Source organism: Bacillus sp. RC251, assembly GCF_044908765.1.
GTDB classification, from domain to species: Bacteria; Bacillota; Bacilli; order Bacillales; family Bacillaceae_G; genus Bacillus_A; species Bacillus_A wiedmannii.
This window is the reverse complement of sequence record NZ_JBIYDP010000001.1, coordinates 1,863,181-1,878,761: the sequence shown is the minus strand read 5'-3', so window position 1 is coordinate 1,878,761 and position 15,581 is coordinate 1,863,181. Positions and strand designations below refer to the sequence as shown.

Annotated in this window: 18 protein-coding genes; 13 read left to right on the top strand and 5 right to left on the bottom strand. The window is 33.4% G+C overall.

Annotation, left to right across the window (positions count from 1 at the left end; translation table 11 throughout):
• Nucleotides 1-136: 136 nt before the first annotated feature.
• From ABH961_RS09540 to ABH961_RS09525, 4 genes are all read right to left on the bottom strand, one after another.
• Nucleotides 137-436 carry a hypothetical protein gene (locus tag ABH961_RS09540; RefSeq protein ID WP_116443016.1) on the bottom strand — a complete coding sequence of 100 codons (300 nt, stop codon included), beginning with the start codon at nt 434-436 and terminating at the stop codon, nt 137-139.
• Nucleotides 437-587: 151 nt separating this feature from the next.
• Nucleotides 588-1,790, bottom strand: coding sequence for an MFS transporter (locus tag ABH961_RS09535; RefSeq protein WP_000269246.1), 1,203 nt, complete (start codon nt 1,788-1,790; stop codon nt 588-590).
• A gap of 305 nt (nt 1,791-2,095) precedes the next feature.
• The gene (gene exsC, locus ABH961_RS09530; protein ID WP_098681453.1) at nt 2,096-2,530 is read right to left on the bottom strand and encodes an exosporium protein ExsC; all 435 of its coding nucleotides are present in this window, start codon (nt 2,528-2,530) and stop codon (nt 2,096-2,098) included.
• Between the two features lie 169 nt (nt 2,531-2,699).
• A complete protein-coding gene (locus ABH961_RS09525; RefSeq protein WP_071680000.1) occupies nt 2,700-2,852 on the bottom strand; it encodes a YqbF domain-containing protein in 153 nt (50 codons plus the stop codon).
• Nucleotides 2,853-3,303: 451 nt separating this feature from the next.
• Between ABH961_RS09525 and ABH961_RS09520 the strand changes: the two genes are divergently transcribed.
• The 8 genes from ABH961_RS09520 to ABH961_RS09485 all read left to right on the top strand — a co-directional run bounded on the left by ABH961_RS09520 (nt 3,304) and on the right by ABH961_RS09485 (nt 8,605).
• Nucleotides 3,304-3,672 (top strand): hypothetical protein, encoded by a 369-nt coding sequence (locus ABH961_RS09520; RefSeq protein WP_048547509.1) that lies wholly within the window; start codon nt 3,304-3,306, stop codon nt 3,670-3,672.
• A gap of 196 nt (nt 3,673-3,868) precedes the next feature.
• Nucleotides 3,869-4,654 (top strand): class I SAM-dependent methyltransferase, encoded by a 786-nt coding sequence (locus tag ABH961_RS09515; protein WP_098076210.1) that lies wholly within the window; start codon nt 3,869-3,871, stop codon nt 4,652-4,654.
• Between the two features lie 69 nt (nt 4,655-4,723).
• The gene (locus ABH961_RS09510) at nt 4,724-4,912 is read left to right on the top strand and encodes a DUF3970 family protein (RefSeq protein WP_087980738.1); all 189 of its coding nucleotides are present in this window, start codon (nt 4,724-4,726) and stop codon (nt 4,910-4,912) included.
• Between the two features lie 77 nt (nt 4,913-4,989).
• The gene (locus ABH961_RS09505; protein ID WP_098642451.1) at nt 4,990-5,955 is read left to right on the top strand and encodes a nucleoside hydrolase; all 966 of its coding nucleotides are present in this window, start codon (nt 4,990-4,992) and stop codon (nt 5,953-5,955) included.
• A gap of 172 nt (nt 5,956-6,127) precedes the next feature.
• Nucleotides 6,128-6,370 (top strand): GlsB/YeaQ/YmgE family stress response membrane protein, encoded by a 243-nt coding sequence (locus ABH961_RS09500; protein ID WP_000638305.1) that lies wholly within the window; start codon nt 6,128-6,130, stop codon nt 6,368-6,370.
• 77 nt (nt 6,371-6,447) lie between these two features.
• Nucleotides 6,448-6,843, top strand: a complete 396-nt coding sequence (locus ABH961_RS09495; RefSeq protein WP_000847586.1) for a hypothetical protein — start codon at nt 6,448-6,450, stop codon at nt 6,841-6,843.
• 219 nt (nt 6,844-7,062) lie between these two features.
• On the top strand, nt 7,063-7,908 hold the full coding sequence (locus ABH961_RS09490) for an aminopeptidase (protein WP_098076207.1): 846 nt from the start codon (nt 7,063-7,065) through the stop codon (nt 7,906-7,908).
• 28 nt (nt 7,909-7,936) lie between these two features.
• Nucleotides 7,937-8,605 (top strand): YjgB family protein, encoded by a 669-nt coding sequence (locus ABH961_RS09485; RefSeq protein ID WP_404519288.1) that lies wholly within the window; start codon nt 7,937-7,939, stop codon nt 8,603-8,605.
• A gap of 79 nt (nt 8,606-8,684) precedes the next feature.
• On the opposite strand, the gene ABH961_RS09480 is transcribed toward ABH961_RS09485, so the two are convergent.
• A complete protein-coding gene (locus tag ABH961_RS09480) occupies nt 8,685-9,911 on the bottom strand; it encodes an MDR family MFS transporter (RefSeq protein WP_098047744.1) in 1,227 nt (408 codons plus the stop codon).
• 101 nt (nt 9,912-10,012) lie between these two features.
• Between ABH961_RS09480 and ABH961_RS09475 the strand changes: the two genes are divergently transcribed.
• The 5 genes from ABH961_RS09475 (at nt 10,013) to ABH961_RS09455 (ending at nt 15,540) form a co-directional block, all read left to right on the top strand.
• Complete coding sequence (locus ABH961_RS09475; RefSeq protein WP_098819492.1) at nt 10,013-11,749, top strand: ABC transporter substrate-binding protein; 1,737 nt, start codon at nt 10,013-10,015, stop codon at nt 11,747-11,749.
• A gap of 158 nt (nt 11,750-11,907) precedes the next feature.
• On the top strand, nt 11,908-12,531 hold the full coding sequence (locus tag ABH961_RS09470; protein ID WP_098047743.1) for a YhbD family protein: 624 nt from the start codon (nt 11,908-11,910) through the stop codon (nt 12,529-12,531).
• A gap of 13 nt (nt 12,532-12,544) precedes the next feature.
• The gene (locus tag ABH961_RS09465; RefSeq protein WP_098047742.1) at nt 12,545-13,255 is read left to right on the top strand and encodes a bactofilin family protein; all 711 of its coding nucleotides are present in this window, start codon (nt 12,545-12,547) and stop codon (nt 13,253-13,255) included.
• An 18-nt stretch (nt 13,256-13,273) separates the two neighbouring features.
• On the top strand, nt 13,274-13,981 hold the full coding sequence (locus ABH961_RS09460; protein WP_098047741.1) for a cytoplasmic protein: 708 nt from the start codon (nt 13,274-13,276) through the stop codon (nt 13,979-13,981).
• Nucleotides 13,982-14,004: 23 nt separating this feature from the next.
• The gene (locus ABH961_RS09455; RefSeq protein WP_404519285.1) at nt 14,005-15,540 is read left to right on the top strand and encodes an MDR family MFS transporter; all 1,536 of its coding nucleotides are present in this window, start codon (nt 14,005-14,007) and stop codon (nt 15,538-15,540) included.
• The last annotated feature ends 41 nt before the right edge of the window (nt 15,541-15,581 follow it).

Below are 15,581 nucleotides of genomic sequence, written 5' to 3'. Positions count from 1 at the left end.
GCGAATACGATACGAATATTGTAATAAATAAAGTTTAAATTTTTATAAAGAATTATTTAATTTCATATAAAAATTTAGCGGGAATTGAAGAAACATGAATCTAGTATAAAGACAGATTCATGCCGAGTACTGTGGCCTATGTTATGTCCCTTTTGAGGAAAAATAAAGAGGAAAGTAGGATCACTATTCCATTTAAGACATATATAATTGCAACAATGAAGGCTATCCCGCCTACGCCAAATCCAGCTTTATCAAATATAGAAGCGAATGCTGTGTTAGTCAAAAAGATAATAGGAGTCAGTAATAAAAATATGAAACCCGCGACAATTCTTCTTTTAAAGTTACGTTGAGAAAGGGAAATAGCTAAAAAATTTAAGGTACTAAACATAGCAATTACAAAAAGAAGGATAATTAATACTTGTATGCCATCAGACATTTTCGCACCTCCAGTATATATCTTGTTAATATACTATATTCGAATGCAAAAGAGGGTACTCCTTTAAATAATTTCAATAAGCGTAAGAAAGAAGGTTTTATATAATAAAGAAGCATGAATTAATCTAATAATCCATGCTTCTTTAATTATGTTATAAATTCGCAGATTGCGAAGGTTGTTTTTCATATTGTTTCTGTTTAGATAGTGATATGAAGATAATTAATAATGAAATAACACCGAAAATGAGAACCATATATTGCAATCCGATTGTATCTAAGAAGAAGCCTGTGCCAAGTAAGACAATTTGGAACATAACTCTCTCAAACATATTACGGAATGAGAATAGACGGCCGTGATAGCTTTTTTCCACTTTCGTTTGGAAAATTGTCGACATAATAGGGAAGAAGCAACCGACACTAAAACCAAATAAACCAAATGATGTAAGAGACATCCATTTTATATCGCTAAAGAACAATGATAGATGTGCAAAAGCGGTACAAACTGCGAAGAAATATAGTAACTTTTCAGGTTTGAAATGATCAGATAAACGTTTAATAACGAAGGCACCTAACATAAATGCGATACCTTCAATGGTATATATAAATCCTTTAATCGTTGGATCATGTTGCATTTCACTAATGTTGATTACCATTAAATTAAATCCGGCTATAAATAATAGAGGGATAATACTTAATATAAGTGCTGTGAAAGCAATCGGAATTCCTTTTAAAATACGAAAGACTTCCATAAAGCTATTATCTTTCGCAGCTTGTTTACTTGGTGTTGTTGATTTCTTATCTTCGAATTGTAGGAAGAAAGTTGAGAGGAATAATAAAGCGTATGCTGCCATTGAGAAGGCATACATATACTGTAAACTCATTACAACTAAAAGAATTCCACCTAGTGAAGTACCTGCAATACGAGCGATTGTACCTACATTCATATGTACACCGTTCATCTGTAATAACTCATGCTCACGTACGATAAGTGGGATTACAGATTGTAATGCAGGGAAATAAAATGCTGCTGAAATTTGAAGAGCAACCATAAATGCAATCATAAAGGCGATACTTTCAAATTGGATAGCGAAAAACATAAAAATAACACTAATAACACGACCAAACCCGGCATAAAGAAGAACTTTTTTCTTTTCATACTGATCAATAATGCGACCAGCCATAGGCCCCACTAGAACACCAGCTAATAGTCCGATAAATAATATAACTGATTTCATGAAATCAGAAGGGACATATTTTTGCATAAATTCCAGATTGCCAAGAATACCAAGCCATAACCCTAAACCAGCAATAAACTCCCCAATTAAAACAATCCAAACATTTTTATTACGCCACATAATATAAAACCTCTCCGTCTTTTAAAATGAAAAACTCGTATATAAAACCTCCTTATTTTATGTATAATTTATAACGAACTTTTTTAGAGTCAGAGTCTATATTACGTGTTTCATGAGTGGATTTCAATTTTTTTGATTTGTCAAAAAAACGATTCGTTAATTGATAAAATAAGCGCATCAAAATGTAAATACGAGATGATTGAAAACTAACTGAAAGTAGGGGTAAATATCGCAAAAATAAAAAAAGCAAGAACGTATAATTACGTCTCGCTTTTCTCAATAGCAAAATTAAACATTAGATTCACTTAGCAGCATTTACGCTCTTGTCCAATAGCTAAAGCGCTAAAAGATAGAGGACCAACAACTTCTGCGCTTGCACCACTAGTAAGGTTTTCTACAGTTAATGAATATTCGTGTGTTCCACTGCTAACGTTTTGATCAATAGCTTGAAATGTTTGTACGTAGAATTGTTCAGAATCTGTAGATTCAATACCTACTTGTGCATTAAAAATTTCAATATTATCACGGAAAATTCGGAATAAAACTTGTGAAGTCCCAGTTATACCTTCTACACCAATTGTAGCGATTAATTCTACGCGATTATTACGTGAATCTCTACTTGGAATTCTTACTTTCAAATTTGCTAGAATTGCTTTATTTGGAGAAGCTGGGATTGCAAAAGTGGTTTCACCCGTTTTACTTATAGGTTGAGTAGCTTGGTAATCAATGATATGAGTCATATTCGTCACCTCCTCATATACTAAAATATGAAAATGGCAATGAAATAGCTTGGACAAATAATAGAGTATTTTAATAGAGTCGACAATAATTATTGAAAAGGAGTAATTCATAAAAAAGCATCAAGAAAATATCACAATAAAGTGAGATTTTTCTTGATGCTTTTTGTAATTAAGCAGAATATTCTTCTTTACGTACTTCGAAAAATTCATTACGACGTAAGTAATTATAAACTTTCTCGGAAACCTCTTCTTCTTCAGACATTAAGAAACGATGATCAAAAGCATAGAAGGATTGACCTTTAATTAATTTTACGTAGTATATTTTACACGCCTCCTCTAGCAAAATTAGTATTTACTTAATATTATGATGACCTATATGCATATGAATCATACTTGAAGTTTCAAAGGATAGAAGCTAAACAAAATAAAAAAGCTTACAAAACTGTAATGTTGTTGTCACGTTTTCCGATAGTTAAAAATAACCAATCTCTTCTATACTACAAATAGGTTACATAAAATAAGGGGGTAAAAAGATGGATGAAGTGATTGGAGAAGTAGTAGCAGGTATTTGTGAATTTGTGGTGGAAGTAACGGCAGATGCTATTGGAAATTTAGTTTCTAGAAATAATGAGGAAAAAGAAACGATATAAAAATATAAAGGCTGATTTCTAAAGGGAAATCAGCCTTTATATTTTTACATTATATTAATATTATTTAAATATTTGTTTGTTAGGATGGAGATGAAATCAATATTGGAGGTGATTAAAATAAATATGCCGAGTTTGGGATTAGATTTATCTAATTCTCGTTTAATTATGGCGAATGTAGACGAAAGGGAATATCATTTTATTATACGTGAACATCCGATTTTAGGGAAAATTATATCGCTACTTGAAAATGGAAAAGAATACGGCTTAATGGATAAACAAATCGCTAATAAAGATAAATTTATAAAATCGGAGCTTATTAAATTAGATTATTTTAACATAGATGTTCTACAGCATACACCTGAATGGATATGGATTGGTATGGATCAATTTGGTTTACATGCTCGTGAGGCTACTTATAACGAAGTAGACGTTATTATGAAGTTGAAAGAGGATTTATATTATATAGATGTATATGAAAAAGTAAAAATGTAATAAATATTTAGTCAGGTTAGGGGACAAGTTCCCGTAGCCTTTTTTGTTTCGTAATAAAACGTAAAATTAATATTATATTGATGATAGGACAGCATGATAAGAAGTAAGCTGAAAAGAGGATTTGAAAATACATAAAGAGAACTTTAATTATTATATGAATTCTATATGTAAATAACGATAGAAAGAAGATGATAAAATGAGTAAAGAAGAGCTTGTGAAACAACAGTTTGGTAATAATGCGGAAAAATATGTAAAAAGTAAAATTCATGCTAATGGACCAGACTTACAATATGTAGTTCAACAAGTTGAGTCTCGTCATAATAATCGTCTTCTTGATATTGCTACTGGCGGTGGACATGTTGCGAATATATTAGCTCCATTGTTTCAAGAAGTAGTTGCCTTAGACTTAACAGAAAAAATGTTAGAGAATGCGAAAAATTTTATTATCAGTAATGGACATGAAAATGTATCTTTTGTTGCTGGAAACGCTGAAAGTTTACCGTTTGCTGATGGTTTTTTTGATACGATTACATGCCGAATTGCAGCACATCATTTTACGAATCCACCGCAGTTTATATATGAAGTAAATCGTACGTTAGAACATAATGGATTGTTTATTTTAATAGATAATGTTTCACCGGAAAATAATGAATACGATACATTTTATAATTTTATAGAAAAAAAGCGGGATCCGAGTCATGAACGAGCGCTGAAAAAAACAGAATGGATTACCTTGTTAGAAAAAAACGGTTTGCAAATGCAGTCATGTCTTACTTTTGACAAGAAATTTGAATTTGACTGGTGGTGCGATATGATGAATGTACCTTTGCAGAAACGTATGAAATTAACAGAGTGTATGATGAAAACACCAGTTGAAATGCAAGAATTCTTTAATATTCAAATTGAAAATAATAAAATAAATTCGTTTTATACTGAAATGGCATTGTTTGTATGCAAAAAAAGCGCGACATTAAAAAGATAAATTTCTTGCAGTCTTTTCAAAGTACGTTATACTTAGTACAGAGAAAATGAGAATTGAGGAAAAGTAATAATGATTCGCGTACGTATTGAAGGAACTGAAGAAGAAATGCTTGAATTTATGGAGAAAATGCCGGATATTCCTGGATTTGAAAAAATACATATGAGAGAACCGAGAAAAGGAAATAATCCAAAATACGATTCAAGTAAAAATGTACTAGCATATTTATCTTATAAAAAGATTGAAGTCGCCAATAAATAGGCGGCTTTTTTAGTTTGCACTGTTTCACAGCCTTGTCTTTTTTACATAATAATAATAGTAGATTATGTTGAAGAGGGGTGAGGATAGTTAAAAAGAAAATCATCTTTTTTGGAGACTTTGGTATTGACGATGCTGTGGCGTTAATTTATGCAAATAAAACATGTCAATTGGATATTATAGGTATTGTTGCTGAATATGGGAATGTATCGCGAGAAATCGTAACGGAAAATGTGTATTTTTTAGAAAGATACTATGCTACAGAAGTAAAAATCATTGAGGGTGCAGCGAGGCCGATGACTGCTGAAGAACCTTTGTTCTTTCCTGAAATTCATGGGGAGCACGGCCTAGGCCCAATTATTCCACCTGATATGAGGATTTGTAAACGGGAAAATTTTTGTGAATTAATTAAATTAATTGAACCTTGTCCAGAAGATATTATTATCGTAGCGACAGGGCGTTTAACAACATTGGCAACGTTATTTTTATTATATCCAAATGTAATGGATAAGGTATGTTCATATTATATTATGGGCGGTGCGTTTTTATTTCCTGGTAACGTTACTCCTGTATCAGAAGCTAATTTTTATGGAGATCCAATCGCCGCAAATATTGTGATGAAGTACGCAAAAAATGCGACTATTTATCCGTTAAATGTAACGCAAGCAGCCCTCATTACTCCTGAAATGGTGGATATTATTAATAAAGAAGGAACTGGGCAAGCGAAGCTTATTAAACCAATGATCGATTTTTATTATGAGAACTTTTATAAAAAAGAATACCTGGGTATTGCTGGAAGTCCAATTCACGATTTACTTCCGTTCATTTCATTTATAAATGATGATATTTTTGAATACAAAAAATCTGCAGTTTGGATTAGTACGACAAATGACGTAACTAGAGGACAAAGTGTGGCAGACTTTAGAAAAATAGCCGATCCAACAACATTTGATAATAGACCAATTCAAAAAATTGCAGTTGGTTTTAACTATCCTGCATTTAAAGAAGAGTTTATGCGGACAATATTAAAGCCTGACTGTCCTTAATATGTGTATTACGAATAACATCAACCTCGAGTCGAAAAACTGGCCGTTCATTATTTTGAAATAGTCTAATAGTTGATTCGTATGAATAACTACTGAAAAATGTAACATAACTAATGGTAAGCAATTGTTTCTAATTATATTTTGATTGGTAAAATATAAAGGAGGTTATTATATGATTTGGTCTTTAATCGTCGGTGGTATATTAGGATGGCTTGCGAGCTTAATTACTGGAAAGGACGTACCTGGTGGTGTAATTGGTAATATTATTGCTGGTATTATTGGTTCATGGATTGGTTCGAAATTACTTGGTAGTTTTGGTCCAGTCATTGGTGGATATGCAATTATTCCAGCTTTAATCGGTGCGATCGTTTTAATTTTCATCGTAAGCTTCTTATTACGAGCAATGCGAAAATGAATGTAAGGACTGTTTACATTTGTAAGCAGTCCTTTTTATATGTTATGCTAGTATTATACAATCAGGAGGTGTCAGCATTGAAAACATTTACAGTAAATTTCCATCAAGAAGATAATGCAAAAGCGACAACAGTACATAAATTAAGTGAAGAGGACTTCAATAAAGCAACAGAAAAAGGCACTCGTCATCTATTTGATTTAGATACAAACGTTGGATTCTTCGTATTCTTTGACGCAGAAGATGCAGAAGGTAATGATCAATACTTAATGTTACAATACGAAGGGGATCATGAAGAGCCAACTGCGTGCTACGGATTTGATTTAAAACTATACTATCAATTTTTAGCACTATACTTAAATGATCTTGAATTCCACGGTGAAACAGATGAGGAAGAGGAAGAGTATGGCCCAATTCATCATTTAGCTCACTTACTTTATCATATTGTTGAAGATGGTAAGTCAATCGAAGTGTAAAAATACATATGTAAAGCTGTCCTTTATGGACAGCTTTTTTTATTATTATGATGAATGTTATGGTTTGAATAATGGTAAATGGATTTCTGATGGTGATAAATGGTTTGATTAAACAGAAAAAGCAACAAAGAAGACTTATCTTTCTTTGTTGCTTTTTCTACGTTTCAGGAAGGATTGCAGTGTAAATGGCGAGAAGGGATATATAAGGAGATGGAAAAAATGATAAATAATACAATTCCAAGTTTTTTAAAATTATGGGGAAGTGACGATGTAGAATTAGAAGTTCTTAATCAATATTTCATTTCGCATCCTGAGGTATTTGAAGAATACTTTAAGTATCATTGTCCTAAAACGAGAGAACGTCTTTCGAATGCAATTAAACAATATCCGGCGAAACTAGAAGATATTCGTATCATTGCAGAAACATTACCGATTATTATTCAAGAGATAACGAATGAATATCATAATAAATATAATCTTGATGTAAATATGAAGTTTCATTTATTTGTTGGAGCTTTTGGCTCTAATGCATTTGTAGAAAGGGAAATTATTGGAGACATCTTTTTTGCGGCAGAAAAATTATCTCCAGATGTAAATCACCTTCGTGTTATTGTCGCTCACGAAATAGGACATATATATCATAATGTTATGTTACAAAATGATGGAATGGATTGGACAAAAGCTGAGTGGACTGACGCGGCAGTTACTTTGTATCGTGAAGGTGTTGCAACATATTTATCAAAGCAAATTATAAAAGGCGTAAATGAATCAGTGTACTACTCATATAATAATGATGGTGAACGTTGGTTACAATGCTATATAGAAAATGAAAAACAAATAAAGAATCGTTTTTTGGAAGATTATATAGAAGGATGGACGTTCGAAAAAGAGAAAGAGTGGTTCCGGTTATCTGGCGGACAATACTTTGGATACAACCGAATTGGTTATTTTTTAGGAACAGCTTTTGTAGAGGATGTTGTACTAGCACTAGGAGAAAGTGAAGCATTTACTTTTTGGAACAAATATAATTTGAAAAGTAGCGTAATGGATTGGTTATTAAAATGAATAGGATTACAATAGGAGGCTGAAATATATGAAAGTGTATGTAAAGATAGCTATGTTATTTCTCGCTTTTATGTGCCTATTTGCATTAGCAGCATGTAAAGGGACCGATGAACAAAAGGAAACAAGCCGAACATCAGAAAATAGTAAAAATGAACAGAATAATTCTTCTGAAGAAAAGAAAGAGCCTGATGCAAAATCAAATAGTGAAGGATCAACAAAATCAGACACTGACTCACGCCCGAAAGATACAGTAATAAATCAAAAATCAATTAACTATGTTAAAGAGTTATTTGAATTAGCGAAAGAAGGAAAAGTACCTAACGTTCCGTTCGCAGCTCATACAGGAGATATTGAAGAAATAGAAAAAGCGTGGGGGAAAGCAGATAAAACGGAACAAGCAGGAAATGGAATATATGCTACTTTTACAAATAAAAATGTTTCCTTCGGTTTTAATAAAGGATCACAAGTTTTTGATGTACGCTCCTATCATGCAGAACTAAAATCAATTACATTACAAGACATAGAGAAAGCATTAGGAAAACCAGCTTCAATTAAAGTAAATGGCGAAGATAAAATATATGTATATAGAGTAAACAATCAGTTTGAGCTAAAATTTATTATTCCAAAATCGACTGGTAAGATAAATCATATTTCGGTATTTTCGCCTGAAGATAGTATTAATAAAATGGCAGGGTAATAAAGAAAGGATGTCACAAAGGTCATCGATACTTTTGTGACATCCTTCTTTTTACTGTTAACAGGGTGAGGAATGCAGACTATAAAACATGGGGAGTATGCTCCGAAATGTTTTTTTTTATTTTATTACGTTCTACATTTTGAATAAACAATGCTTGCATAATGCCTCCAGCTATTAAGAAACAAGCGCAAATATAAAATAGTATGCTACCGTTTAGTTTACTTAATAAAACCGCACCAAGTACAGGACCGCACGTTCGGGATATATCCCAGTGTAAGCCGTAAATTGAAAAATACAATCCACGTTTATCTGTAGGAGCGATTTCTGAAACGAATCGAAATAAATGGTTTAAAGCAATACTTTCCCCAATAACTAAAAATAGTAATGTGAAAAATAGTGACGAGATTGTTGCTGAAAATCCGTAGCCAATGGCAGCTATTGTATAGCAAGTGTAAGAAATAAGAATAATTTTCGTCATAGAAAATCGTTCGGACCATTTCACGAGGAAAACTTGTAGAGTGATTTCCATAATAGCTTTGCATGTTGTAATAAACACGAGTATGCGTTCGAAATCCAGATGCGTATGTTTCACGAAAATAAGATAATTTGTCTCAGTTTGTGCATAAAAAAAGCTAATAGGAAGTGTAGTAATCATAAGTCCTAAAACGGCGTAATGTTTGTGTACAAATTGTTTTGGAATTGATACTTCAAGTTTTTGCGTTGGTTTTGTCATTGCTGGAGCAGTTTCTGGCAGCTGCGTCCAAATAACGATTGCATATACTATAAGTGAAATGCTTTGCACCGTAAATACATATTCAGGGTGAGTCCGATAAAATATAGAACCGATTAAAGGACCGATTACGGAACCAATTGCAGACATCGTATGCAAAAGAGCAAAAATTTCTGCTTGTTGTTTTTGTTTTGTTAAATCAGCAATTTGTGCCCGTTGAGCGGGAATATATAAGGAGCGGCCAACCCCATTTATGACGTATAATAATGCAAATATAAAAACAGATTGAGCAAAGACGAAGCTGCCAATTGCAATACCTTGTAGTAATAAGCCGAGTAACATAATTTTTTTTCGTCCATATTTATCAGTAACTCCCCCAGCAATAAGTGTAAATACAATGTCTGAGAGAGGTTGTAGTCCGAAAATGAGCATAGTTATTATTATATTACCGTTTAACATTTTATTAACGTAAATAATCATAATGAGAGCTAACATAGATTCAGTTGTTCGGGTTAATAATTCGCCGCACAGTCTAATAATAATGGGTTTATTATAACGTAGTATGAGATTGTTCAATATTAATTCCTCCTTTCTATATTGAAATGATAAGATGAAAGGAGAAGTGGAAAAAGGGTAGAAATAAAAGGGGTTATTTTTCACCTTTTAGGGGGAGTATGATGTTTATTTTAGATCAATATATTGAACTATGGTGTGTCTACGGTAAAGGGAGACGAGAAGGAGAACGATTAGAAGTAACCGTACAAATGATAGCAGAAACATTATTTTGTACAGAGCGTAATAGTAAATTAATTATAAAAAAATTAGAAGAGTTACATTGGATCACTTGGTTTCCAGGTCGCGGGAGAGGGAATCGTTCTAAATTAATATTTCAAAAGCAACCAGTTCCACTAATTTTAGAAAGAGGAAAAGAATTAACGAAAAAAGGGGATGTGAAAAGTGGAATCTCATTTGTGGAACGCTACAGCTCACAATTTCCATTAGTAAAGAAAGAGTATGAAGCTTGGGTAGATTCCATATTTGGTCATAAAATAGAAAGGACACCTGAAGGAAGAAAAGATGTCCTTCGGTTGCAAGTACAAATGAATCTAGACATCGCTTTAGATCCGGTCTACGCTACGATGCGCTCAGAATGTCATATGGTTAAACATATTTTTGATACACTCGTATATGTGAATGAGGAAACAAATTCTATAGAGCCAAGACTTGCTTTTCACTGGCAATATAATGACGCTGAAAAGGTTTGGACATTTTATTTAAGAAAAGGCGTTCATCTTCATAATAGAAAACGACTTACCGCACATGATGTTATACATTCATTGAATCGATTTATGAAAGCGGAAAACAACCCACACGCATGGATGTTGCAACATGTTGAAAATGTCCGTGCAGTGGATGAATTTGTTGTTGAAATTCAATTACATACGGAAAATAGGATGTTTTTACATATGCTAAGTGCAGAACAGTGTTCTATCGCAAATGAAGATGAAGCAGGAAACTTTATTGGTACAGGACCTTTTATATTACGCGAGAAAAATGCACAATTATTTGTATTAGAAGTGCATGATTTATATTATCGTGAAAGACCTTTTCTTGACCGAATTGAACTAATGAATGTAGAGCAAAATGTAAATACGTATGACGTGTTAGTAAAGGCGGAATATAAAGATAAGGAAAAGCCTAATAAAGAGTTGTCTCGGCTTGAATCGAACGTGACATATGTAACGTGCAATCTTGTAAAAGAAGGACCAATGCAAGATGAGCTGTTTCGAAAGGCACTACATAAAATCATTCATGGCGATAGGATTGTTCAAGAACTCGGCGGAGAACGTGGAGAAGTGGCAAAGAAACTAATATTAGCAAATGAAAGAAAAGTAGAGATTAAGGAAGAGATAGAATGCTTAGTGAAAAGGAGTATGTATCATCATGAAGTGCTACAACTCTACACATTTACAGGACAAGATCATGTAGAAGATGCACAATGGATTCAGAAAGAGTGTGCGAAGTATGGGATTCGTGTAGAAACTAATTTTCTTGAAGTTGAAGAGTTATTGGAAATCAGTACGATACAAAAGGCTGATATGATGCATGATAGTGCAACAATTAGCGAACGAATAGAAGATAGTCTGCTATATATGTTTCTTACAAAAAATAGTTTTATTCATGGGCAAAGCAGCATGGACTTTCATAAAAAGTTCTCCCCTTATTTTAAAGAAGAAGATTTAGAGAATAGAGTTACATTGTTACGCGATATTGAGGACACTTTGTTGCGTCACATTCATATTATTCCTTTATATCGTAAAAAACAACAAGTAACTTCTCACGAAAAAGTACAAAATATAATGATTAATTCACAAGGGTGGATTGATTTTTATGAAATATGGTTTACATGTTGATAAATAAGGGTTTTTACGCATTTTACATGATGTGTAAGAGCCTTTTTTCGTGTGTGAAACAGGTTTGTTTTACACATTGTTACGATACTTACGATAAAAGTCTATTTACAGCGTAACAGTGTTATGTTACATTGTTACCAGGAAGGAGTGTTATACAGTTGAGTACAGATTTAATTTCAAAAAAAGATTTATTAGAACTAACTGGTATTTCATACGGACAGTTATATAGGTGGAAAAGAAAAAATTTAATACCGGAAGATTGGTTTGTACGAAAGTCAACATTCACGGGTCAAGAGACATTTTTTCCGAAAGAAAAGATATTAGAGCGTATTGATAAAATCCAAACGATGAAAGAAGATTTATCACTTGATGAACTAGCAAATATGTTTTCACCGAGTGTTAGAGAAATTCTTTTAACAAAAGAAGACGTCATACGTAAAGGAATTGCATCAGAGCCAGTTTTACAATTCTTCATAGAACAAACGAATAAAACAACAGAGTTTCAATTTGTAGATATTCTTTATGTGTATATGTTAGAAGAGTTACTACAATCGGGAGAGATTAGTTTAGAAGAAGGAAAAATGGTCTTGCAAGTTTTACGTGAAAATTATGAAGCGATTAAGCATAAAATTTGTGACTTAATCATCGTCCGAAAGTTAGGGATTTCTACATGTTTCTTAGTTTCAAATGTGGACGATTTAATTTTTGAAAAAGGTACCAAAATTGTTTTACGCGAAGCGATTATGAAATATACGGAAGCATTAAAAACGAAACTGTTGTAGTGGAGGAGAAAGTATGCGTACAGATAATTTGATTATAAATGGTTACGGTTCATCGAATGGCGGCGAGTTTCATAAAGTGCAATTAAATGGAAAAGGGACTGTTAATGGAAATATTGAATGTGACCAATTTGAATGTAACGGATATGGTGCTGTTACTGGAAATTTGAAAAGTAGCAATGCAAGAATTAGTGGATCAGGTAAAGTTGATGGTACAGTTATTGCGGAAACGATGCGAATTGATGGGAAAGCAACAATTACGCAAGATGTGAAGGCAAACAGTTTAAAAATTGCAGGAAAAGGTACAGTAGGTGGAAATGTAACTGGAGAAGAATTTAAAATCAACGGTCAAGCAACGATTGATGGGAATTGTGAAGTGGATACTTTTTCTTCAGAAGGACAATTTACAATTGGTGGATTATTAAGCGCCGATGAAATAAATATTAATATTCACGGTACATGTCGAGCAAAAGAAATTGGTGGTCAAACGATTAAAGTAAAACATAGACTAAGTACTTTTAGTAGACTGTTTAAATCAGTATTCGGTATGCAATTAGAGGCTGAACTATTAGAAGGTGACAATATTGATATTGATTATGCTCACATAAAAACGGTAAGAGGAAACAATGTGACGGTAGGAGCGAACTGTGAGATTGAACTCATTGAATATACGGGTGTTCTTACTGTCGATAAAAGCGCAAATGTAAAAGAAATGAAGCAGGTTTAATGGGAGGGAGAAAGTAATATGGAACATCAACATAGTCTTACTGTCAATGGCTCTGGTAGTTCAGCAGGCGGGGATTATAACAAAGTGAAGATACGCGGCGAAGGAACGATTTCTAATGACATGAGTTGTAATGAATTTAAAACGTACGGAACGAGTGATGTACAAGGTAATATGAAAGTGAAAAATTATGTTGTGTATGGAGATAGTGAAGTACAAGGAAATGTAACTGCGGAATATGTAAAAGTATACGGAAATACACAAATGAATAGTGATGCCCATATTGAAAAAACGAAAGTAAGAGGTATGATAGAAGTTAAAGGAAAGTTTACTGGTGATTTCGTAGATGTGAAAGGCGCTTTAAATGTGAAAGGAGATATTGAAGTTGAAGAACTATCACTAACTGGTGGCCTTGAAAGTGATGGATTACTTAATGCTGAAAATATTGAAATTTCACTTCGTTATGAAGGCAGCAAAGTGAGAGAAATCGGCGGTAAAAAGATTACCGTTCGTAAAAAAGCGAGATTTATTCCATTTACAAGTCATGCTGGAAGCCTCCAAACGTCTATCATTGAAGGAGATGAAATTTATTTAGAGCATACGATTGCTGAAGTAGTACGAGGAAATAACGTTACCATTGGTTCAGGATGTGAAATTAATGTTGTAGAATATCATACTAGTTTTAATCAAAAAGGTAATGCAGTTGTAAAAGAACATAAACAAATATAAGTAGTACGAGGGAGAGCAAGGTTATGGTTGAGAAGAATAATAAGCTCGGCTTTGTTGTGGCGGGCTTATTGCTAGGTATTTTAATGGCATCAATGGATAATACCATTGTCGTAACGGCGATGGGAACGATTGTTGGTGACTTAGGAGGCCTTGAAAACTTTGTATGGGTCGTTTCTGCCTATATGGTTGCAGAAATGGCAGGTATGCCGATATTCGGAAAACTATCAGATATGTATGGTAGAAAGAGATTCTTTATTTTCGGTTTAATCGTCTTTATGATTGGTTCGGCACTTTGTGGTACTGCTGAAAATATTACACAGTTAGGTATTTATCGTGCCATTCAAGGTATTGGCGGCGGGGCATTAGTGCCGATCGCGTTTACTATCGTTTTTGATATTTTCCCTTCTGAAAAGCGCGGGAAGATGGGTGGATTGTTCGGAGCAGTATTTGGTTTATCAAGTATTTTTGGTCCGTTGCTTGGTGCGTATATTACAGATTACATAAGCTGGCACTGGGTATTTTACATTAACTTACCGCTTGGCGTTTTAGCACTTATTTTTATTACATTCTTTTATAAAGAATCACGAGTTCATAGAAAGCAAAAAATTGATTGGTTTGGCGCAATTACTTTAGTTGGTGCAGTAGTTTCGCTAATGTTTGCTTTAGAACTAGGTGGACAAAAGTATGATTGGGATTCTAACTTTATTTTAAGTTTATTTGGCGGATTCGCTATTTTAATTATTGCATTTATTTTTATTGAACGTAAAGTAGAAGAACCGATCATTTCATTTGAAATGTTTAAACAACGTTTATTCGGAATGAGTACCATTATTGCATTATGTTACGGTGCTGCGTTCATGTCAGCAACTGTATACATACCGTTATTCATTCAAGGTGTATACGGTGGTAGCGCAACAAATTCGGGATTATTACTTTTACCGATGATGTTAGGATCAGTCGTAACAGCGCAGTTAGGTGGATTTTTAACGACGAAGCTTAGCTACCGAAACATTATGATTATTTCTGCTGTTATTATGCTAATTGGACTATTCTTATTAAGCACATTAACACCAGAAACAAGTCGAATATTATTAACGGTTTATATGATTATCATTGGATTTGGAGTAGGTTTCTCATTCTCTGTACTAAGTATGGCAGCTATTCACAACTTCGGTATGGAACAGCGTGGATCTGCAACTTCAACGAGTAATTTCATTCGTTCATTAGGAATGACACTAGGTATTACAATCTTCGGAATGATTCAAAGAACAGGTTTCCAAGATCAATTGGAAGAAGCTTTTAAAGGTATGGGCGGAGGAATGAATACAAACGCTTTAGGAGATTCAAGAGCTATTCTATCAGAATCGGCAAGATCTCAAATCCCGCCGCACATATTAGATAAAATTATTGACGCTCTTTCTAGCTCCATTGTTCAAACATTTATGTGGGCATTAGTACCAGCAGGTCTAGCATTCATATTTATTTTCTTTATGGGAAATGAGCGTATGGTAATTAAGAAACAGCAAACGAATAAAAAGAGTGAAACATCAAAAGCGTAATGAAAAAGCTCCTTTCCAATTGGAAAGGAGCTTTTTCGTAT